This window comes from Vibrio tubiashii ATCC 19109, from assembly GCF_000772105.1.
Classification (GTDB): domain Bacteria; phylum Pseudomonadota; class Gammaproteobacteria; order Enterobacterales; family Vibrionaceae; genus Vibrio; species Vibrio tubiashii.
Map to the genome: position 1 here is coordinate 1,732,936 of NZ_CP009355.1, position 20,073 is coordinate 1,753,008.

The window sequence follows — 20,073 nt, forward strand, 5'->3', positions numbered from 1 at the left end:
TTACATAAAAATATTTTCCTAAGAGAGTAAATGAAAAATAAATGTTAAATACCCTTTGATTGTTTACATGAATTGAAATATAAGTATTCGTGCAACATGATTTTTGTACACAAAATCATTCGATATTGTTTAAAGGAGACGAACAATGAGTCTGAACGATGTAGCAGAAAGAGAAGAAACCGCCTGTCTGCGCGTAGTCGGTAACATGGACAACCCTGAATACCAAACCATCCTTAACAAAGAAGCGCTCTCATTCTTAACCAAGCTCGTTAAGAAGTTTGCTCCACGCCGAGATGCACTACTTGCTGCTCGCGAAGAGCAACAAAAGCGTTTTGATGCTGGCGAACTACCGAATTTCCGAGCGGATACACAATCTATTCGTGACAACAAGAGCTGGAAAGTCGCCACTCCGCCACCTGAACTGTTAGACCGTCGAGTAGAAATAACCGGCCCGATTGATCGCAAAATGGTGATCAACGCACTGAATTCAGGTGCTAAGGTCTTTATGTGTTGTTTTGAAGACGCCTCTTCCCCTACTTGGGAGAACATGGTTCAAGGGCAGATCAACTTGCGCGATGCCAATGCCCGCACGATCAGTTATCACGATGAAGCAAAAAACAAACATTATCAGCTAAGTGATAACCCAGCCCTACTGATTGCCCGTCCGCGAGGCCTGCACCTGCCGGAGCAATCGATCCAATTTGACGATAAACCCATTCCTGGTTGCTTGATGGATTTCGCGCTCTACTTCTACCACAACTATCTATCACGAGCAGAGCAAGGACTTGGGGTTTACTACTACATTCCTAAGCTAGAAAGCATGGAAGAATCACAATGGTGGGATGACGTTTTCTCTTTCACTGAAGATTACTTTGGTGTCGAGCGAGGCACGATTCGTGCGACCGTTCTGATTGAAACGCTACCTGCCGTATTCCAAATGGACGAAATGCTTTACGCCATGCGTGACCATATCGTCGCAATGAACTGCGGCCGCTGGGATTACATCTTCAGTTACATCAAGACCCTCAAAAACCACACCGACCGCATTCTTCCAGACCGACACGTGGTTGGGATGGATAAAGAATTCCTTAATGCCTACAGCCAACTGTTAGTACGTACTTGCCATCAGCGTGGCGCCTTGGCAATGGGCGGTATGTCAGCTTTCATCCCAGCCAAAGATCCTGCAGAGATGGAGCGAGTGACCGCCAAAGTGATCGAGGATAAAGAGCGTGAATCTCGCAATGGCCACGACGGAACTTGGGTTGCACATCCAGCGCTCGTCGATTTGGCAATGTCTGTATTCGATAAAAACCTTGACGGAAAGCCAAACCAACTCGATTTTGTCAGCCCAACACATGAAATTGGTGCTGATTTGCTGCTAAAACCGTGTGAAGGGACACGCGATGAAGCTGGCGTTCGCAAAAATATCCGTATTGCGCTTTATTACATCGAAGCTTGGATTCAAGGCCATGGTTGTGTGCCGATCTATGGCTTGATGGAAGATGCCGCAACGGCAGAGATCTCGCGCGCTAATATCTGGCAATGGATTCATCACTCAGTCGAACTTGATGATGGGCAAACCTTTACCAAAGAGCTTTTCCACCAATGGCTGTATCAAGAGCTCAACACTATCAAACAGGAAGTGGGCGATGCTCGATTCGCAGCTGGCCGCTTTGAACAAACCGCTGACCTTTTCTTCGAGCTGTCAACAGCGAAAGAGTTCGCCACCTTCCTGACCTTACCAAGCTATCAGCTTCTTAACGGGGCTGCGTAATACCAACCTAGTTCGTCTATTCGAGCTAGGTCGGTAGAACATTAACAGGAGATAACATGGGAAGTTTAACTCTAGATCAAGCACTCTCCGTCATTGACGGTACCTTTCAGGCAGGTTCAAAGAGCAAAAGCGCACCGCTCACGGTCGCCGTTCTCGACAGTGGAGGGAAACTCATCTCTCTACAACGCCAAGATGGTTCTAGTATGATGCGACCAGATATCGCGATTGCTAAAGCTTGGGGCGCACTAGCGCTCGGGTGTTCCTCGCGAAAGCTCGCTCAGGATGCCGACAATCGACCTGCATTTATCTCCGCTGTTAATGTTCTCGCACACGGTAATATGGTTCCGGTTCCAGGAGGATTGCTCATTCGCGATGCCGAGAAAAACATTCTTGGTGCAGTTGGGGTCAGTGGTGATTTATCTGATATCGATGAAAGCTGCGCACTCGGGGGAATTGACCACGCCCAGCTTTATTGTGATGACGCCGTCTCTTAACACTGACTAACAAAGCAAACAAAACGCCCTCAGTTGCACACGCAAATGAGGGCGTTTTTCTATTTCGTATTTTCGAAGAGATTACTCGTATTGAGTCAGCCAGCCTTTCAAAATAGTGTTCATCTGTTTCTTCTGATTAGCATTAATACCTTTAACCAGCTTTTCCTGTACTGCGGCGTGCTCTTCAATAATTTTGTCGATCAGCACAAAACCATCTTGGCTTAGCTCAACCGTCACACTACGACGGTCTTCTTTACTGTGCTCGCGGCTGATCAAACCTTTAGACTCAAGCTTATCTAATCGGTTCGTCATCGCGCCAGATGTCAGCATCATAGAATCAATCAGCTCTGAAGGGGTTAAGCGAAAAGGTTTACCACTACGACGCAAAGTCGCCAACACGTCGAACTCCCCAAGTTTCAAGTCATAGCGCTTATGTAGCTGAGCCACTTCTGTCTCCATATACTTGGCAATGCGCATCAATCGACCCATTATCGCCATAGGTTCAGTTTCTAGCTCTGGCTTTTCCTTAGCCCACTGGTCTACTACTCTATCAATAGCGTCCATGAATATTTGTCTCCAGTAACAAAATGCTGTTTTGAATATCTTAACATAAAGATACTTTACAAACAGCGTTTTTAGGCGTACATTCCTCACAAAAGTATCTTAACGTAAAGATAGTTGTTATGAATATATTACTTGCCATGATTCCGGCGTTCTTTTGGGGAACAACTTATGCCGTCACGCAATACACTCTTGCGGACTGGCCTCCCCTATTGCTGGGTGCGATCCGTGCACTACCAGCCGGACTTCTGTTGTTGGCATTTAAGCCAAGCCTGCCGAAAAAAGGCGACTGGCAGATTTTGTTTAGCTTAGGTTTGATCAATATTGCGACCTTCTTCGGGCTTATCTTTGTCATGGCGCTAACGTTGCCTTCTGCCATTTCTGGTGTTGGCATGATTTCAGTACCTGTATTTGCGATGCTCTACAACTGGTTGATCAACAAACATCGCCCAGGCTTGATTCAGTCGGTATGTGGTGCCACCTTGATCGTGCTCGCTTGGATGCTGTTTGATCCAGGTTCAATTAGCCTAAATCCGATTGGTTTGGGGGCTATGCTCGCGGCGATCATGTGTATTGTGGTTGGCAGCTCGATCACTAAATCACTCGGCAATCGTATGCACTGGTGGACAGTCTTAACCTGGCAGCTCATCCTAGGTGGTGTGATTCTGTCTATCGCCGCAGGTGTTCAAGGGGCGATGGAACCAGCAAAATACGCCGCGATTTTCAACAACTTCTCAATGACCAACTTGTCTGGTTTATTATGGGTTGTCGGGCTTAACACGGCACTAGGGTACGGCATGTATGTGTGGCTATTGCAACGTATGTCTGTGGTCGACTTTACCTTTGGGGGTATCGCCAATCCGATCGCGGGGATCGTGTCTGGACTTATCTTGCTCGGTGAATCCTTTACCCCATTCCAGTACAGCTTGATGATCGGCATGATTGTGATGTCTTTGTTACCTCAAGCGATACTCGCCATAAGACAAAACAGGCCAGCGCCTGCTGAGTGCCAAAGCTAATGGGCACAAATTGTCTCTTAAATAGCCGCGCCACTTAGCGCGGCTTTTTACTTTTTAAAACGGTTCCTACGTGATTGCTATACTGACTAAGCTCATTTTAGAAAGGTGGAAGCAATGTGCGGAAGACTCAATGTCATCGACGATCCCTTGTGCAATATAGTCTGTGAACAGCTTGGCTTAAATTTTAATACTCATAGCAACAACGATTTGCGTCCGACAGAGCAGGTGGCTTGTTTAGCCAGTGATGGCAGCAAACTACAGCAGCGCAACCTCGCTTGGGGCATTAAGCCTGACTGGGCAAAGCGAGTTATCATTAACGCCCAAGCAGAAACTGTGACGCAGAAACCCACCTTTGCGAGTTCGTTTCAGTTCAGTCGGGTTATTGTTCCATGCAGTGGCTGGTATGAGTGGCGTGAGGAACAAGGGCGAAAGGTGAAATACCTATTTGAGCAGCCAAACAAAGGAGCCCTGTACATGGCAGCTATCTCACTCGAAAACAACTCAAAAGTGGTCACACTCACCACCAAGCCCAATTCGCAATGCGCTCAATATCATCACCGCATGCCGCTACTGATTGACGCAAAACATGTTCCTAACTGGGTTACAGGAACCGTAGAGCAAGCTCACTCTTTATTGAATGTTGAATACAATCAAACATTAAGAATAAGCTAGCCCAACAGGTTAACAGGACTTAGAAAATCGGCTTTTGCTTGTCTTTCACGTAGAAAAACAGACTGATAGCAACAAACAAAAACGTAAAGTAGTAGAAGAATGAAGAAAGAGACGCAATAAAGTCGATGTGTTGCTCTATCTGCTCTTCGCTATAGTTTTTAGACAGCAATTTGTAATAGTAAGCGTACAAAATACCAATCATCCCATAGCCGAGGTTAAACATGAGCCCTTTAAAGCTCAGTACTGTGGCTCGGTTGTGTGATTCGGTGTTTTTGTTGAGGTGGTAGCTAATGAAGATGTTCATCGTCATGATGATGAAGATTAATAGCAACGCCGGAATCACCCCGTAAATAGACCAGCCTAAGCTAATCCAGTAATAGGTTGCCATCGTCGCGATTCCCATGATGGCAATAAACCTTCTCGGAGCGATGCTCTCCGCCAACTTTCGACTTTGCCCCGCTAATACAATTTGCAGCAAACTTATCCCTGCGCCAATCAACCCAAAATAGATGATGGGAATATCGATCGCTCGATAGTACTGGCTGTTCATGGTTAAAAACATCCGTGAAGTGTGCTCGAACAGGCTGTAATAAAGCAGAATAAACAGAACATAGGGTGTGGAGATCACCCACTTACCCGTGTTCATGGTGAGCTTAAGACTTGCCATCGTCGTTGCCAACTTACCGCTGTCACTTGGCAGCGTCTTCTTCTCTTCCCTCATGCTAAATGCTGCGTACATGGCGATAAGGGCAACAAATAAGGTCGCATAAACAGGGATGCGCATTATATCTTGGGTTGTTTCTGGCGCTGAAAATCCCAGTAGATGATAGACATGAGCCATAAAGTTAACGTCGTACATTGCAGCGCCTACCAAGGTAACAACTATGCCGACACTTGAAGCGATACGTAATTGAATCTGCAACACTCGCGGCCAAAGTTCTTCTTTACCCTGCTCTTTAAGCGTGTCATAAGCCAGTGCTTCATCGGCACCACTGGCTAGTGCCATAGCCAAACCGCTCAAGACCCGGTTTACCCAAAATACCATGAACACTAAGGTGGGATTGCCAGTCGGAACAAAGGCGATCATGGCGATTTCTATAAACATGACAATTGAGGACAGCACCACCAGCTTCTTACGCCCTAGAGTATCGGCAAATGCACCCGATGGTACTTCTGCTAGAACAATGGTTGCCGCCCAAACTACATTGAGCATAGCAAACTGAGAAAGGGTCAAACCATAGTCTAAGTAGAGTAAAGTGAAGACTGGATAGTAAAAGCGCGCAAAGTAGCTGCTTCGGAACATTAAGAAGCAGCGAACATTGCGGATTTGAAGGATTTGTTTGAGAGTCATTAAATACTCAGCAGATTGAATAACATAAAACTATGTATATACCCTTTTTTAATTGGACTCTAGAATCTTTACTAAGTTGACCAAGTCAAACGCATCAAGCGATAAACAGATTCCATTATTAGACAACCTCCCAACTTAAGCTTTTACACTGTAAAACAGCTACATTCCGTACCGGAAAGGTTTTCCGATAGTCACCATATCGCGATGAATAGGAGCAAGCGCTTGAGCATAGTGGGCAAGCAATGACAAGGTATACTGACTACGTTGGTGCATCTCATCATCTTGTAATTGGTGAGCTTGGGTCATCAGCGTTTCGATATTGCGAAACATCAGATGATCAGGCAAAAAACAGGCATGGTTGTTTTTGCTGCCAGTCATACGTAGTTCACTTATCGGATAGACACCATTCACACTGGCAGAAACACTCACTAGCAATACAGGCTTGTGCGCTAGCTCTTCATCAGTCGTTAACAGCAAGAAATTCTTAATTGCAGGTGTCGCCATTCCATGCCACTCAGGCGAGATAAGAATCACTGCATCAGATTGCCTTAACATTTCTGCAATAGGGGGCCATTGCTGCCACTCTTCGGATTGCTGCCAAACACCTTCATTCCACAGCGGCAAATTAAGCTGATGTAAATCCAAGATATTGATAGTTTCAAAGTGCTTTTCAGATAATGATTCTAAATAGCGAGCGACGTTTAAGCTCTGCGAATTGTCACGCTGGCTGCCAGATACGATAGTAAGATTCATATTAGTTTCCTTCTAGTGATCGAACGGTTGGAGTTTGATTAGATAGAGTCGATTTGCCTGAAGAGTGATGGCTTACAAGTACAATAGAGACTAAAACCAGTAATGCTCCAAGCAACTGAAATACCGACAAATGCTGGTCGAGAACGATATAACCCAAGATACAAGCAGAGACACTGCTTAAAAAACCGAGAAATGAGACCGTCGTTGTAGGCAGCTGATCAATGCCTCTAAACCACAGAAAATACCCAACTACGGCTCCGAAAACACTCAGGTATAAGTAACCCAGAGCGTTCATTAGCGTTAGTTGATGAGGTACCCCCTCAAACCATATAGCAACTGGGAGCAGCATTAATCCACCAAACAGGAGCTGCCAACCCGTAAAATTCAGCACAGACATGCCTGTAGGTCTGCCCCATTTTTTAGTCAAAACGACCCCACTCGCCATGCTTAATGTTCCAACATTCGCGACAATGAGACCGACTAAATCTAACTTCGCGGTACTATTTAGGACCAGTAAAGCGATTCCAAAGATGCCCACTACTGAGGCGATTAGCTGTATTGCAGACACCTTTACACTGAGTAACCACCAACTCAGCAATATCACGACAACAGGTTGAATAGACATCACCATAGCGGCCATACCACCCGGTAAGTAGGTCGCTGCAAAAAATAGGCAATAAAAGAACAACCCAATGTTCAAAAATCCGAGTCCCCCAAGTCGAGCAAGCCACGCCGAGCTGGGTAGCGTTTTACCAAACAATACGAGCAACAAACCTGCCGGTAGGGCTCTAATCGTTGCAGCGAGCAAAGGGCTTTCCGCTGGCAATAACTCTGTCGTCACTATGTAAGTACTTCCCCATACGATAGGGGCGAATGCCGTCAACACTATGGTTTTAATCTGATGCAAATCCTTCACTAGAGTCTCTCCATATAACCTCAACAAAAAGTATCTTTTGCAAAAGATACTTTTTATAAAGTAATGGCAACTTAACTTTTGATCAAGTATCTTTTTAAAAAGATATTTAGATGAGAGATAAAAATGCCATCAGATAGTGTCGATTTAATTTTGGCTCAATGGAAACAAGCAAGACCCGATTTAAACTGCTCGTCGATGGGAGTTGTTGGCCGCTTGCGTCGCACAAGCAATCTGTGGAAGTCGAAGATGGACAGCGTGTTTAAGCAACATGGACTAAGCAGCATTGAGTTCGACATCTTAGCAACAATGCGCCGTAGCGATGCCCATGGCATTACCCCAACAGAGTTATATAAAACTCTTATGCTGTCTTCTGGGGCAGTGAGCACTCGGATAGAACATTTGGTTAAGCAAGAACTTGTGGAGAGAGTTTTCAGTGAACATGACAGACGCAGCTGTAAGGTGATTCTAACCAATAAAGGCATTGAACTTGTCGATAACGCCCTGAACGATCACGTCGACAATATGAACAATATGCTTAGCGCTCTAAACCCAGATGAACAAGATCAACTTGCCAATCTACTACGCAAAGTACTGTTATCTGAAGGTAAACAATAGCTACCCCAAAATCGATTTCCGACGAACTCACAGCAGAAACATAGAAGACATTCATTTTCTATTTAATCAATAACATGAACCCACTGAAAAGCGGTTCTTGTTTACCGAAACTGTATGTAAACATTAGTTGTTCTCGAAATGCGATAACTAAGAAACCAACTTTATTATTGGCATATGCCAATAATAAGTCGTTATAGTGCTCTAAATTTCAACGAATTTTGGAGCCAGCATGATCTACGCAATTCCTTGTATTAACAACGTGGTAAGTAATCACTTCTCTCGCTGCCAGCAAATCGCCATCATTGATTCCATCACGCAGCAAACACAGTACCTCTCTATCTCTGAGGATGAATCTTGTTGTAGTGCTAAGAAAAAGTGGCAACACGTTATCGCTGGTTACAAAGTAGACATTGTTGTAGTGAGAAACATTGGCCAAAATATGCTCAAAGGGCTGTTTCAATCTAAAGTTAAAGTGTTAGCCACAAAAGCGAAGCAAGATGTGCACAGCATCAATTTTGCCGAGCTGATTGCAGTAGAGAGTTTGGATTACTGTCGAATATCACCAAAGAAAAAAGCTTGTGGCAAAAACAACGCCACTCTCGCTTTGGCACCGTCGCAACCAAACTGGCGTTCAATCCGGAGGATTAGACGATGACGTTACTACTTACAGTACTTATTTTCGTTAGCTTTATAGCCTTAATGGCGATCGGGGTGATGTTCTCTCGCCGACCAATTCAAGGCAGTTGCGGTGGGTTATCGAAGCTAAACATCACTCGGGAGTGCGATTGCAAAGATGTATGCGAAGGGACAAAGCGCACACTTTATCAAATCAAAGAACCTGAGTAGCTCAAGCCTATTGAAGTTTTAGGGCATGACCTTGGATGATGCTGCTAGCAACCTTTTGCCTCGCGCGTTTAATGATGTTTCCAAACGTTTGGCGCGACACCTGCATTTGCACGGCGGCATCAATCTGATTCAGTCCTTCTTGATCAGCAAGTTTCAGGGCTTCTAATTCATCCGGCAACAGCTCAACAATCTGCAACTCATCCATAGTGACGCCATTGGGTTTGTAAAAAGCATGAGCTGCATGAGTGCAAATGTGACGATGTTTCTTAGGACGGGCCATGATCAAGTTCCAACACCAATTCAATGATGCTTCAAAGTTGGTTAGCCTGTAATTGTAACAACCTAACCAATTCGAAACCATGTGAATCCAAAGGTTGCATTTATCACACCTCTTCTTTAGGGTAAAAGCATGACATATTTGTTTAGCTACACCTCTCCAGTTTGTTGCTGCTGTAATCACTTCGATATACGGCGGCTTTCGTGTAGCTATTAGTTAGCAAAAATCTATACCTAATCACAGGCCGCTGATGTTCTCATCCGCGGCCTTTTTGTATTTGAAGGAACAATCTATGACCTCAGCGACTCTTTCGTTATTTGACACTATGTCTCGTGAACAAAGACCATTTAAGTCCATTGATAGCAATACCGTAGGCCTTTATGCTTGTGGTCCAACCGTATATGACTACGCTCACGCGGGTAACTTACGTACCTACCTTTTTGTCGATACCTTAAGACGCGTGTTGTCACTCAATGGGTATCAAGTAAATCACGTTATGAACATCACAGACGTTGGCCATCTGACTTCAGATGCCGACACTGGTGAAGACAAAATGGAGAAAGGCGCTAGAAAACAAAATAGGTCTGCCTGGGAAATAGCGAAATATTTTGAGCAAGCTTTCCTAACGGACTTAAAGCAGCTCAATATCTTGACCCCAACCACCATCTGCCGAGCAACAGAGCATATCCAAGAGCAAATAGACTTCATCACTGAACTAGAAGAGAAAGGCTTCACCTACCGGACCCGTGATGGAGTCTATTTTGACACCAGTAAATTAACTGAATATGGTCGACTCGCACGTTTAGATACTTCAGGTTTAGAGGCCGGAATTAGGGTCAACATGGCTAATAAAAAGCTGGCGACAGACTTCGCATTGTGGAAACTTTCTGGCGAGCAGGCAAGGCAAATGGAATGGCCAAGTCCTTGGGGTGTTGGATTTCCCGGCTGGCACATCGAGTGTTCCGCAATGGCGGAAAAATACCTAGGAGAACAATTCGACATTCATGTCGGCGGCGAGGACCATATTCCTATCCATCACACTAACGAGATCGCGCAGTGCCAAGCAAAAAACGGGCACATACAAGCAAACTATTGGCTTCACGGTTTTTTTCTACAACTTAACAAAGAGAAAATTTCTAAATCTGGCACTTCTTTGCGCCTAGATGCGTTACTCGAGCGTGGATTTGAGCCCTTAGCCTATCGCTACCTAACATTAACGAGTCACTATAGAAGTCATCTAAGCTTTACTTGGGAAAGTTTACAAGGAGCGCAAACAGCACTAAAACGACTGAGAAACAAGGTGGCTAAGCTAGCAGATAACGGGCAGTTGATAGAGGAATATAAGCTGCGTTTTATCCAGCTCATCAATCAAGATCTAAATATGCCAAAGGCTCTCGCTTTGTTATGGGATGTATTAGACAGCGCCTACCCTAGCCAAGATATAAAAGCTACTGTGTTGTTTTTTGATAAGATATTCGGCCTGAATATTGACCATATTGAAGAGGTTATAGTACCCGACGAGGTCATAAAACTTGCCGAGGAGAGACTGTTACTGAAGCAACAAAAGCGCTTTGCGGATGCCGATAAGATCCGAGAACAAATCACAGCACTTGGATACCGAGTTGCCGATAAAGGCGACAAGTTCGAATTTACTCCTCTGTAATAACGTCACTAACGCGCAGAAAGGCTCAATTGCTTTCTGCGCTCTAGCGCTTTAACTCGATAAATTACGCAGTTTTGGATCGTCGGTTAGGTATTCAACAAACTCAATCTCAAATCCTGCGGGATCAACGAAGTAGACATTTTTACGGTAAGGTTCATCAGCGCCCGGCTTAGCGATAGGATAACCCGCTTCAACCAATCGGCCGATCACCGCATCAATGTTATTGGTGACATAAGCAAAGTGGGCGAGTCCTACCTGATGGCCTGCCAGTTCTCGATTGTTTCCTTCACCGTGGTCACTCATTGCGATATATTGGTACTCATCGCCGAAATGTAGCCAGTTTCTCGGTTTGCCACTCCACTCCCCTTGACCTTCATCGCGCACCGACCAATGTGGAAATGCTGCTTGATAAAACTTCAACATCTCAGGGATGTCCTTAACCACTAAATTCACATGCTCTAGTTGAATCATTGCTTTCTCCTTATCAATTCCTAGTCAACAAGAAGTATGCTAAAACCTCAACCAAGGTTGAGGTAAAGAACTATTTTAAATTTTATTGGAGAGTGTTTTCAGGCATCAATACTCAGGATTGCTCGGTAGGTTTAATCACTCGACATGGGCTACCCGCAGCGACAACGTTAGCTGGAATGTCTATGGTCACAACACTTCCCGCTCCAACCACGCTATTTTCACCGATGGAGACACCAGGGCAGACGATCACACCACCGCCAAGCCAAACATTGTCGCCAATAGTAATCGGTGTACCAAACTCGACGCCTTCTTCAACACGACCTTTCACGTCGAGAGGGTGACCTGCCGTGTAGATTTGTACGTTAGGAGCAAAGAGGACGTTATCACCGATATGAACTTCAGCCACATCCAACACCACACAGTTGAAATTAGCGTAGAAGTTTTTGCCGAGTTTTATATTCGAACCGTAGTCACAACGAAATGGAGGTTCTAGGTAAGCGTCTTTAGAATCAGGGATCAGAGTATCAATCGCGCTGCGCCACTCTTCGGTATCTGGAATACTATTGTTGAGCTTTTGCAGAACTTTACGACATGAAATTCGGTCATTGTATAGTTCTTTATCCCATGCATCATACGGCTCGCCAGCGAGCATTTTCTCTTTTTCGCTTCTCATATTACTTACCAGTCAATCTTAAATTTACCATCGAAATATCGCATACCAATGTCAGCTTATAAAAAGATTAAATCACTAAATTAACACAGCGTGTGATAGGTCACTTTTTGCGTCATATCGACGTAAACAGGTGGTTGTAAGTAATTACTCACTGTTATGTTTTCAAAGGTTAATATTAGCCTTTAGCCGATTTCGATAATAACAATTCGTAGAAGCATTTGGCGGCTGGACCAGTTTTCACTCCCTTAGGAAGGGTAATATGCAGCGGGACTTGATACTTTTCATTGTGCTCGACTTTAAGCACCTTAAGCTGGCCGGTGTTTCTTAACTTGATGATGTGCTCTGGTAAACGGCAAAAACCGACGCCTTGCTCCACCGCTCGAAATGCATGGTCAAAATTGTCGACGGTTATCCGCTGATTCGCTTTTAACCAACCGACATTTTGCTCTTTGTTCTCAAGCTGAGTAGCCCCCAGATCGCGAATGACAACTTGGCAATGAGTGGCAAAATCCGCCATACAAACCTGACTTTGACTTGCGAGTGGGTGCTTACTTGAGACAACAGGCAACATATTCGTTATCGAAAAAGCTTGAGCAGGGTAGTTGGTCACCGGCAAGGTAATAATCGCAATATCAGCTTGCTCGCTGGTCACCATTTCGGCCGTTTTAGATAAAGATGTCTCTACTACTTGAATAGAGGTGATACCGTTTTGACTAAGATACTCTGCCATCGGTTGATAGAGCAGGCTCGGGTCGCAAAGATGATCCATCGCGACTGTAATCTCTGACTCGACACCAGCTGAGATTTGTTGGCTTAAGTCTTCCAGCTCTCTTGCCTGTTCAAGCATACTGCTCGCTCTTCTAAGCAGTGAACGACCATGCTCAGTCACTGTGGCACGTCTTCCCTTAACCTCCACCAGCTTAACGCCCAGTTGATCTTCAAGCTTTTTGATCGAGTAAATCAAGGTTGTATGGCTTTTGTTTAAAGCCGAAGCCGCGGCTTGAATACTGCCCGCCCGATCCACTTCTTTCAGCGTAACCCATTGCTCAAGTGTACTTTTCAGCCTCATCACATGACCTGTCAGTTTTTTAGACATTTATACACAACATTATGAACTTTTCTGTTTAATTTATATAGACAACAATATCGCCATCGAACAGCAACACGCGTTCACAACAGACAACAATCGGAGAAACTAAGATGAAATTACTACAAGTCGATTTTGAATATCATGGCCCTATGGGCGCAGAGATGTCTAAAGCATTAGTTGGTCTAGCAGAGTCAATTAATCAAGAGCCCGGCATGATCTGGAAAATCTGGACGGAAAGCGAATCTGAAAAGCTAGGTGGTGGTATCTATCTTTTCCAAGATGAGGTCAGCGCACAAAATTACCTAGACATGCATGCTGCTAGACTCAAACAAATGGGAGTAGCAGAAGTACGTGGCGTTATTTTTGACATTAATCAGCCACTGACTGAAATCAATCGTGGGCCAGTTGGCCTGTAAGGAACCGCTATGACGAACAGACTGTTTTTAACCTTACACGGCAGCATCTACACTGTGTTTGCACTAGCACTGTTTTTTCTGCCGACCATGATGTGGCCAATGTATGGCGTTGAGATTAACGATAAGTACGCTTACTTCCTCTCACAACACACTAGTATTTTTCTCGGAGGCGTAGCTGCAGTAAGCCTGTTTCTAAGAACAGTAGAGCACAAAGAGACAATGCAACAGCTACTCAAAGCTCTGCTTGTCACCAATCTTCTCGGTGTCGTAATAACTGGCTATGCTGGATTTACAGGGATCTTTGTCGGCTTCGGTTGGAGCGATCCGGCCTTCTTCGCTCTGTTGTCCCTGTTAAGCTATCGACAGCTGAGTGCCCAAAAGAATTGAAAACAGTGGCACTTTGGGCATGGTCTAAAAGCTACGCCCAAAGTTGTCCTATTTCGTCACTATAAACTTACTGTAAGTACTAACTTTACCGTTGATGTATTCGATTCCGCAGTGAATGTTTTCTAGGTTACTGCCAACGATTTGATACTCAACAATAAACTCACCACTTATGACTTTTATAAACAAGAAGCCTTCCATCACTTTCCACAAGCCCTGAAGCGATTTGTCACTGAAGAGATCTTTCTCCGACAAAGTACCGTTTGGGTTGAGCCTAATCTGTGAGGCAAAGCCATCAACATTTACCTTAACCCAAGTCTGTTGGTGGACTTCATAGCTTAGAATTTTTCGGCGCTGTTTCACCCACTCTTTGAGCTCTTGCTCTTGGGTAGGAGTTAAGCTTGGTAGATCTTCCATCTCCAGTAGAGTGTGATGTTTTTCGTACCAAAACAATTGTAAGTGAAGCAGTTTCATTCTTGTATGCAGCTTATAGATAGGAAAGTCAGCGCAACTTTGCTCCAACTCTGACTTGAAGTCAAATCTTATGCATTCGATTGAAAATGTGCAGCGCAATACGGGGGGCTTGCACTGCACTATCCCATAAAGGGGATGAAAGGCGCTCTGATTGAGCGCCGGAGCATGGTGCCCTTGTACTAGGCACCTTTTTCAATACTAAGCCGCAAATAGCTTTGGCAAGTCAGCATGATCACAAGCTTGATTTAGTCGACGCTGAGCAGTGAAAATATTCTGCTTCCAGTTATCATCCTGAGCCCACATTTCAATGACTAGAGGGACAACACAATCTGTCTTCTTGAGGGTATCGAATATCGAATTGAAATCGACCTCACCTTCGCCGATAACCAAATCGCGGAATTGCCCTTTATAATCTGAAGTCACTCGATATGTATCTTTAAGATGGATCTGAGTAATGTGTGGTTTACTCAACTTCAGCTCAGTGACGATATCGTAGTTCCAACCAGAGATGTTGCCAACGTCTGGATAAGCCGTGAAATAAGGTGAATCAACTTCTCGGCTCAACACCTCAAACTTGCTTAATGAATTTAGGTAGTCTGTATCCATGATCTCGACAGCAAGCATGACACCCGCTCTTTCCGCCAACTTCGCTGACTGCTTCATTCCTTGAATAAACCGCTGGTGAGTCGCTTGATTGGCTGGCTCATAATAGACATCATAGCCTGCTAGCTGAATCGTACGCACGCCTAGTTTGTATGCCAATGAGATCGCTTTCTCCATATGCAGTAAGGCTTGCTCGCGAGTTTCAGGATCAGCTGAGCCGAACGGGTATTTGCGATGAGCGCTTAAACACATCGATTGAAGAGGAACCCCATAACGTTCGCACTGGTGACGCAGAGCATAAATGGTTTCATCATCCCAATCTAAGCGGCTGCGACGTTCGTCAGATTCATCCACAGAGATCTCTAAAAAATCGAATCCTAGCTCTTTGGTCGTTTTAAGCTTTTCTTCCCAACTTAGCTCGTTAGGTAGGGCCTTTTCATACAAACCGACTCGGTGGCGTTGAAGATTTTGATACATAGACGACTCCTAGTTCCAGAAGCGGTCAATTTGAGCACGAAGTGCTTCAGCGGTTTGCTTACCCTGCTCACCCGCTAGAGCTCGACCCGCAATAAAAGTTTTGGCCTTGATACCCTCAAATAGGTAAAGATCTTCAGGCACGATACCGCCAGTGATCGATAACTCTAGACCAAGTTCAGACAAGGCACGCATTTTTTCCAAGTCTTGTTCGGTCCAGCCAACTCCTGCCAACTCTGCGTCACGAGAGCGGTGATAAATGGCTTGTGAGACACCTAAATCAACCCAAGCTTGAGCGTCTGCCATTGTCCAATTACCGTAGATCTCAATCTGAATTTCGCCCTTGTGTTGATCCGCGACTTTCTTGCACGCTTCTATAGTTGCAATATGTGCGGCAGCGGAAACCGTAATCCAATCAGCTCCCGCCTCGAAGGCCATTTTGGCTAGAATGGCTCCGCCGTCTGTCGTTTTCATATCGCACACTAAAATATGATCAGGGTGATTGGCACGCAGAGTCGAAACCGCATTCATGCCCTCAGCAAATGCGAGGATAGTGCCCACTTCAATCACATCAACAAAGCTTTCAACATTGTTCGCCACTTCAATGGCTGCAGGTAAATTAGTTTGGTCTAGGGCGATTTGAATCATTGGTTTTGTCATTATCGTTATCCTTTAATTTTTTCACGTATTAGACGGGCCAAGCCATCTTGATTGTTATCTGTCGAGCACACGAGTTTGGCGTGTGACTTCACGGTGTCGTCGGCATTGCGCATTGCGACACCTAAATTGGCGTATTGAAGCATTGAGATATCATTGTGATTGTCGCCAACCGCGATCACATGATTTGCGTGGTAACCAAGTTCAGAGACATATTCAGCAAGACGGAGGCCCTTGCTGTTTCCTTTTGCGGCAAAGTCAATTCGGTTTGACCAAGAGCGCTCACCATTGAACTGTCGCTCAACCCAAGGGTGTTCCAACAATCTCTCCACTGAGCTTGGGCATCCCTCAACAACGAACTTCCATACATGCTCTGTCTGTTTTGCTGTTTCACTGAATGAGTCAACCTTGTATATCTTCGGGCGGTGGGCTTGTGGTGCAGTTTTAGCCCAGCTTTCCAAAGCTTGCATGTAGGTTATCGGGTTGTAGTTCGAGTAAGTCATGGCGTCAGAAATGTACATAACCATCTTGACTTGAAACTCGCGCGCCAGCTCAATAAATATCTGCGCATCTTCCTTATCAATCGAGTTCTGCTTGAGAACCTTCTCATTGGCATAGTCATAAACGTACGTGCCGTTACAACATATGATTGGAGTGTCTAGTTCAAGATCGTAATAATAAGGCCTAGCGGCGGTATGGTGACGCCCTGTTACGACTACGACTTTACAATGCCGCTTGGCTTCTTTAATCGCGCGTTTAACTTCAGGATGGATAGTGTGTTCATCTGTTAGCACTGTTCCATCTAAATCTAATGCTAATACCTTGTACATGGGCTCTTCCTCCAACAAAGATTAACGCTGGCCGTAGTAAGCATTTTCACCGTGTTTACGCAGGTAGTGTTTGTCAGAGAGCTCTGGCTGAATTTTAATGCCACTATTCAGCGAGCGAGTTGCCAACGCCATTGCCGAAATCTCTTCCAGTACTACGGCATTGTGAACCGCATCATTCGCGTTCTTGCCCCAAGAAAATGGCGCATGCCCTGCCACAATCACGCTAGGAACTGCCATAGGCTTAATACCGCGTTGCTTGAACTCTTCAATGATAACGAGCCCAGTATTTTTCTCATAAGCCCCTGAAATTTCGTCGTTAGACAACTTACGGGTGCAGGGGATATCTCCGTAAAAGTAGTCGGCATGAGTCGTACCGAGTGCGGGAATATCAATCCCAGCCTGCGCCCAGATAGTGGCACTACGTGAGTGAGTGTGCACTACGCCACCAACCTCTGGAAACGCTTTATAGATTTCAATATGCGTCGCTGTATCACTCGAAGGATTTAGTTTCCCTTCAATAATTTGGCCTTCTAAATCCACGATAACCATGTCGTCTGCGGTCATGGCATCGTACTCAACACCGGAAGGTTTGATTGCCAATACACCAAGTTCGCGATCTATTTCCGAAACGTTTCCCCAAGTGAATGTCACTAAGCCGTATTTCGGCAGCTTGAGATTGGCTTCGAAGACACGTTGTTTTAGTGCGCTATACATAGTTTCTCCTTACGCCGTTTCCGCTAGCGCTTCATCAATAACGTCAAACACATCAGTTTTAGTTCTGCAGCGGCGCAACTTGTTAAGGTCAACGCCCGTTTCACTATCTTCGTCATCAAGTACCGTGGTCACTTCCATTAAGCCTTCCATATGCTCATCAGAAGAGCTTCCAGCTAACGTAATCAGTACATCAACAGGCTCATCCTCCCCTTCAAAGAACACAGGCTCTTCTAGAGTAACGAGCGCAAAAGCCGTTCGAATTACGCCATCTTCTGGGCGAGCGTGAGGCAGTGCCAAGTTAGGAGCAATGCAGATGTAAGGGCCTAGTTTCTCTACACTGTTGATAATCGCCTCATGGTAGCTTGGCAAAATCGCACCGGATGCGGTCAGCATGTCTGTACCAATGGTGATAGCTTCACGCCAATTAGAAGCAGAAGCTTGTAGTTTGATTGAGTTGTTGTCGATCAGTGATTGCTTAAAACCCATTGTTCTATCTCCAGTGAAGTGCCAGCAATAACTGGCACTTAGTTATTGTTATTGGTTGTTTTGTATAGAGGTTACTTTGCTCCAGCGAAGTTCTTATCGATGATTTCTAATAACTCATCACCAAAAGAGTTCGGATTGAGCATGTTCTGTACACCCAAGACAAACTTGCCTTCGCCTGGCTCCATTTCAGCAGATAAGTGTTTCGATGAGACGATGATGTCAGTCGACGCAAGCTTAGACTTGTAGTCAGATACCGCACATGAGTCCATGACATGAGGGATACCTTTTTTCTCTAGGTATTTACCAATCTTCATCTTCATCATCATTGAAGAGCCTTGCCCATTTCCACATACCGCTAGGATGCTTACAGGGCGAACACCGTCGCTCGCTTTGATTGCTTGCTCTACCGCTTCAATCACTTCAGGCTCTTCTGTAACAGAAACAACACCTTGCGCATCTTCTTCTGCTCGAAGCTGTTTGGACGCAAAGAACATGTATACCAGTGAAAGTGCGACTAATACCCAGAAGAAGGCTTTTGACATTGAGATGCCGGCAAAGATAGGTGGGAACACTAGAGCCCAGTCAGCCATACCCATCCAACCACTGAACTCCACACCATGATTACTAATCAGCTGAATAGCCCAAGCAGAGCCAACCACTTCGATAATGCCCATCACGAAACAGATCTTCATAACCGCTTTCCAGCCACCAAAGTGGTTAGCGAAGACACCAATTGTTGCGTTCGAGAAGAACATTGGAATGAAACCTGGAATGATCATGATTGGAGAGTCAGCAAGCAGCAGCGCGCCAACAGCAAGGAATTGGCCAATAGCACCCCACATGAAGCCAAATACCATAGCGTTAGGAGAAAACGCGTAGATCGCAGCACAGTCGATAGCCAATACTGCATTTGGAATCACGCGTTCAGAAATACCCTTAAATGCTTCTGACAGTTCAGCAACGAACATACGAACACCAGCAACGATAACTTGAATCGCTACGGCAAACTTCAAGCCTGTTTCTAGGATGTAGATTGTCCAGTGCGTTTTACCCGCCATTGTTTGTAGGTTATCTAGGCCAAACGACAGCAAGATAATGCCAAAGAAAACCGTCATAACGATCGCTGTTGCAGCGATACTGTCATGAAAGATATGCAGCCATTTAGGCAGTTCGATATGGTCTACACTATCGTTCTTATCGCCAAGTTTTGGTGCAATCTTAGTCGCGATCCAAGAAGCAACCTGCTGTTGGTGACCAATAGAGAAACCAGCACCACCCGTTACTTCCTCAGTAGGCTTGAACATGATATTGGAAGAGATACCCCAATACAGCGCCATTAACACTGCTGAATATAGGATGGTCTCCCACATTGAAGCGCCAAGGATGAAGTAGAAAACAGCAACCAAACCTGCCTGTTGGAACATGATATGCCCAGTCAGCATAATGGTGCGAATGCCAGTGAAGCGGCGGAAAAGGACGAGGAGAATGTTAATGCCTAACGCTAGCAGTACTGCATAGCCAACCCAGGAATACATGTCTCCCATGTTTTCCATCGTCGCCATCATGGTTGTATATGGGTCAATAACGGATCCCGTCAATCCATGATATTCCGACAACTTTTCAATGACGGGTTTAAACCCCTTAACCAATGTGCCCGCACCAACTTGGACTAGCATAAAGCCAACAATCGTTTTGATTGAGCCTTTGATTATCGTCGTAGGATCGCGTCTCAGCAGCCAATAGCCAATAAAAGTAACGAGACCAAGCAGCAAGGGGGCTTTGGTCATTACTTGGCTGTAAAATATATAGAAGATGTCGTATAAGAACTCCATATCTTTACCCCTAATAGTATTTGTAATT

The 20,073-nt window shown here is 45.1% G+C and carries 25 protein-coding genes; 10 read left to right on the forward strand and 15 right to left on the reverse strand.

Annotation, left to right across the window (positions count from 1 at the left end):
• Positions 1-145 precede the first annotated feature (145 nt).
• Both aceB and IX91_RS22960 read left to right on the forward strand, forming a co-directional pair.
• A complete protein-coding gene (gene aceB, locus IX91_RS22955) occupies positions 146-1,774 on the forward strand; it encodes a malate synthase A (RefSeq protein WP_004747387.1) in 1,629 nt (542 codons plus the stop codon).
• A 56-nt stretch (positions 1,775-1,830) separates the two neighbouring features.
• Positions 1,831-2,268, forward strand: a complete 438-nt coding sequence (locus IX91_RS22960; protein WP_004747389.1) for a GlcG/HbpS family heme-binding protein — start codon at positions 1,831-1,833, stop codon at positions 2,266-2,268.
• 81 nt (positions 2,269-2,349) lie between these two features.
• Here the strand turns inward: IX91_RS22960 and IX91_RS22965 are convergent, their stop codons facing one another.
• The gene (locus IX91_RS22965) at positions 2,350-2,832 is read right to left on the reverse strand and encodes a MarR family winged helix-turn-helix transcriptional regulator (RefSeq protein WP_004747390.1); all 483 of its coding nucleotides are present in this window, start codon (positions 2,830-2,832) and stop codon (positions 2,350-2,352) included.
• A gap of 119 nt (positions 2,833-2,951) precedes the next feature.
• Here IX91_RS22965 and IX91_RS22970 point away from each other — a divergent pair, with 119 nt between their 5' ends.
• Together IX91_RS22970 and IX91_RS22975 are read left to right on the forward strand one after the other, a co-directional pair.
• Positions 2,952-3,848 (forward strand): DMT family transporter, encoded by an 897-nt coding sequence (locus IX91_RS22970; protein ID WP_004747391.1) that lies wholly within the window; start codon positions 2,952-2,954, stop codon positions 3,846-3,848.
• A 114-nt stretch (positions 3,849-3,962) separates the two neighbouring features.
• Positions 3,963-4,520 carry an SOS response-associated peptidase gene (locus tag IX91_RS22975; RefSeq protein WP_004747392.1) on the forward strand — a complete coding sequence of 186 codons (558 nt, stop codon included), beginning with the start codon at positions 3,963-3,965 and terminating at the stop codon, positions 4,518-4,520.
• A 19-nt stretch (positions 4,521-4,539) separates the two neighbouring features.
• Here IX91_RS22975 and IX91_RS22980 read toward each other — a convergent pair whose 3' ends face one another.
• The 3 genes from IX91_RS22980 to IX91_RS22990 all read right to left on the reverse strand — a co-directional run bounded on the left by IX91_RS22980 (position 4,540) and on the right by IX91_RS22990 (position 7,540).
• Positions 4,540-5,871: an MFS transporter gene (locus tag IX91_RS22980; protein ID WP_004747394.1), complete on the reverse strand. Its 1,332-nt coding sequence runs from the start codon at positions 5,869-5,871 to the stop codon at positions 4,540-4,542.
• Between the two features lie 159 nt (positions 5,872-6,030).
• A complete protein-coding gene (locus IX91_RS22985) occupies positions 6,031-6,624 on the reverse strand; it encodes an NADPH-dependent FMN reductase (RefSeq protein ID WP_004747397.1) in 594 nt (197 codons plus the stop codon).
• Between the two features lies 1 nt (position 6,625).
• Complete coding sequence (locus tag IX91_RS22990) at positions 6,626-7,540, reverse strand: EamA family transporter (protein WP_004749378.1); 915 nt, start codon at positions 7,538-7,540, stop codon at positions 6,626-6,628.
• Between the two features lie 123 nt (positions 7,541-7,663).
• Here IX91_RS22990 and IX91_RS22995 point away from each other — a divergent pair, with 123 nt between their 5' ends.
• From IX91_RS22995 to nqrM, 3 genes are all read left to right on the forward strand, one after another.
• Positions 7,664-8,155 (forward strand): MarR family winged helix-turn-helix transcriptional regulator, encoded by a 492-nt coding sequence (locus tag IX91_RS22995; protein WP_038197476.1) that lies wholly within the window; start codon positions 7,664-7,666, stop codon positions 8,153-8,155.
• Positions 8,156-8,384: 229 nt separating this feature from the next.
• A complete protein-coding gene (locus IX91_RS23000; RefSeq protein WP_004747399.1) occupies positions 8,385-8,810 on the forward strand; it encodes a NifB/NifX family molybdenum-iron cluster-binding protein in 426 nt (141 codons plus the stop codon).
• Positions 8,807-9,001, forward strand: coding sequence for a (Na+)-NQR maturation NqrM (nqrM, locus tag IX91_RS23005; RefSeq protein ID WP_004747401.1), 195 nt, complete (start codon positions 8,807-8,809; stop codon positions 8,999-9,001). The genes IX91_RS23000 and nqrM overlap by 4 nt, the downstream gene beginning before the upstream one ends.
• Positions 9,002-9,008: 7 nt before the next feature.
• Here nqrM and IX91_RS23010 read toward each other — a convergent pair whose 3' ends face one another.
• Positions 9,009-9,281 (reverse strand): DUF134 domain-containing protein, encoded by a 273-nt coding sequence (locus IX91_RS23010; RefSeq protein ID WP_004749376.1) that lies wholly within the window; start codon positions 9,279-9,281, stop codon positions 9,009-9,011.
• 289 nt (positions 9,282-9,570) lie between these two features.
• Here IX91_RS23010 and cysS point away from each other — a divergent pair, with 289 nt between their 5' ends.
• The gene (gene cysS / locus IX91_RS23015) at positions 9,571-10,941 is read left to right on the forward strand and encodes a cysteine--tRNA ligase (protein WP_004747403.1); all 1,371 of its coding nucleotides are present in this window, start codon (positions 9,571-9,573) and stop codon (positions 10,939-10,941) included.
• A 51-nt stretch (positions 10,942-10,992) separates the two neighbouring features.
• On the opposite strand, the gene IX91_RS23020 is transcribed toward cysS, so the two are convergent.
• The 3 genes from IX91_RS23020 to IX91_RS23030 all read right to left on the reverse strand — a co-directional run bounded on the left by IX91_RS23020 (position 10,993) and on the right by IX91_RS23030 (position 13,154).
• Positions 10,993-11,412 (reverse strand): VOC family protein, encoded by a 420-nt coding sequence (locus IX91_RS23020; RefSeq protein ID WP_004747404.1) that lies wholly within the window; start codon positions 11,410-11,412, stop codon positions 10,993-10,995.
• 112 nt (positions 11,413-11,524) lie between these two features.
• Complete coding sequence (locus IX91_RS23025; protein WP_004747406.1) at positions 11,525-12,085, reverse strand: sugar O-acetyltransferase; 561 nt, start codon at positions 12,083-12,085, stop codon at positions 11,525-11,527.
• A 175-nt stretch (positions 12,086-12,260) separates the two neighbouring features.
• Entirely contained in the window at positions 12,261-13,154 is an 894-nt protein-coding gene (locus IX91_RS23030) for a LysR family transcriptional regulator (protein WP_038197482.1), read from the reverse strand.
• Positions 13,155-13,285: 131 nt separating this feature from the next.
• Between IX91_RS23030 and IX91_RS23035 the strand changes: the two genes are divergently transcribed.
• The gene (locus IX91_RS23035; RefSeq protein WP_004746287.1) at positions 13,286-13,591 is read left to right on the forward strand and encodes a monooxygenase; all 306 of its coding nucleotides are present in this window, start codon (positions 13,286-13,288) and stop codon (positions 13,589-13,591) included.
• A gap of 9 nt (positions 13,592-13,600) precedes the next feature.
• Positions 13,601-13,978 (forward strand): hypothetical protein, encoded by a 378-nt coding sequence (locus IX91_RS23040; RefSeq protein WP_004746288.1) that lies wholly within the window; start codon positions 13,601-13,603, stop codon positions 13,976-13,978.
• A 48-nt stretch (positions 13,979-14,026) separates the two neighbouring features.
• On the opposite strand, the gene IX91_RS23045 is transcribed toward IX91_RS23040, so the two are convergent.
• The 7 genes from IX91_RS23045 to IX91_RS23075 form a co-directional block, all read right to left on the reverse strand.
• A complete protein-coding gene (locus tag IX91_RS23045) occupies positions 14,027-14,449 on the reverse strand; it encodes a hypothetical protein (protein ID WP_004746289.1) in 423 nt (140 codons plus the stop codon).
• A gap of 198 nt (positions 14,450-14,647) precedes the next feature.
• A complete protein-coding gene (locus tag IX91_RS23050) occupies positions 14,648-15,529 on the reverse strand; it encodes an L-ribulose-5-phosphate 3-epimerase (RefSeq protein WP_004746290.1) in 882 nt (293 codons plus the stop codon).
• A 9-nt stretch (positions 15,530-15,538) separates the two neighbouring features.
• A complete protein-coding gene (locus IX91_RS23055; RefSeq protein WP_004749371.1) occupies positions 15,539-16,186 on the reverse strand; it encodes a 3-keto-L-gulonate-6-phosphate decarboxylase UlaD in 648 nt (215 codons plus the stop codon).
• A gap of 5 nt (positions 16,187-16,191) precedes the next feature.
• On the reverse strand, positions 16,192-17,013 hold the full coding sequence (locus tag IX91_RS23060) for a pyridoxal phosphatase (protein ID WP_004746291.1): 822 nt from the start codon (positions 17,011-17,013) through the stop codon (positions 16,192-16,194).
• Positions 17,014-17,034: 21 nt separating this feature from the next.
• Positions 17,035-17,727, reverse strand: a complete 693-nt coding sequence (locus IX91_RS23065; protein WP_004746292.1) for an L-ribulose-5-phosphate 4-epimerase — start codon at positions 17,725-17,727, stop codon at positions 17,035-17,037.
• A 9-nt stretch (positions 17,728-17,736) separates the two neighbouring features.
• Entirely contained in the window at positions 17,737-18,213 is a 477-nt protein-coding gene (locus tag IX91_RS23070; RefSeq protein ID WP_004746293.1) for a PTS sugar transporter subunit IIA, read from the reverse strand.
• Positions 18,214-18,284: 71 nt separating this feature from the next.
• Positions 18,285-20,045 (reverse strand): PTS ascorbate-specific subunit IIBC, encoded by a 1,761-nt coding sequence (locus IX91_RS23075; RefSeq protein ID WP_004746294.1) that lies wholly within the window; start codon positions 20,043-20,045, stop codon positions 18,285-18,287.
• Positions 20,046-20,073: the final 28 nt, after the last annotated feature.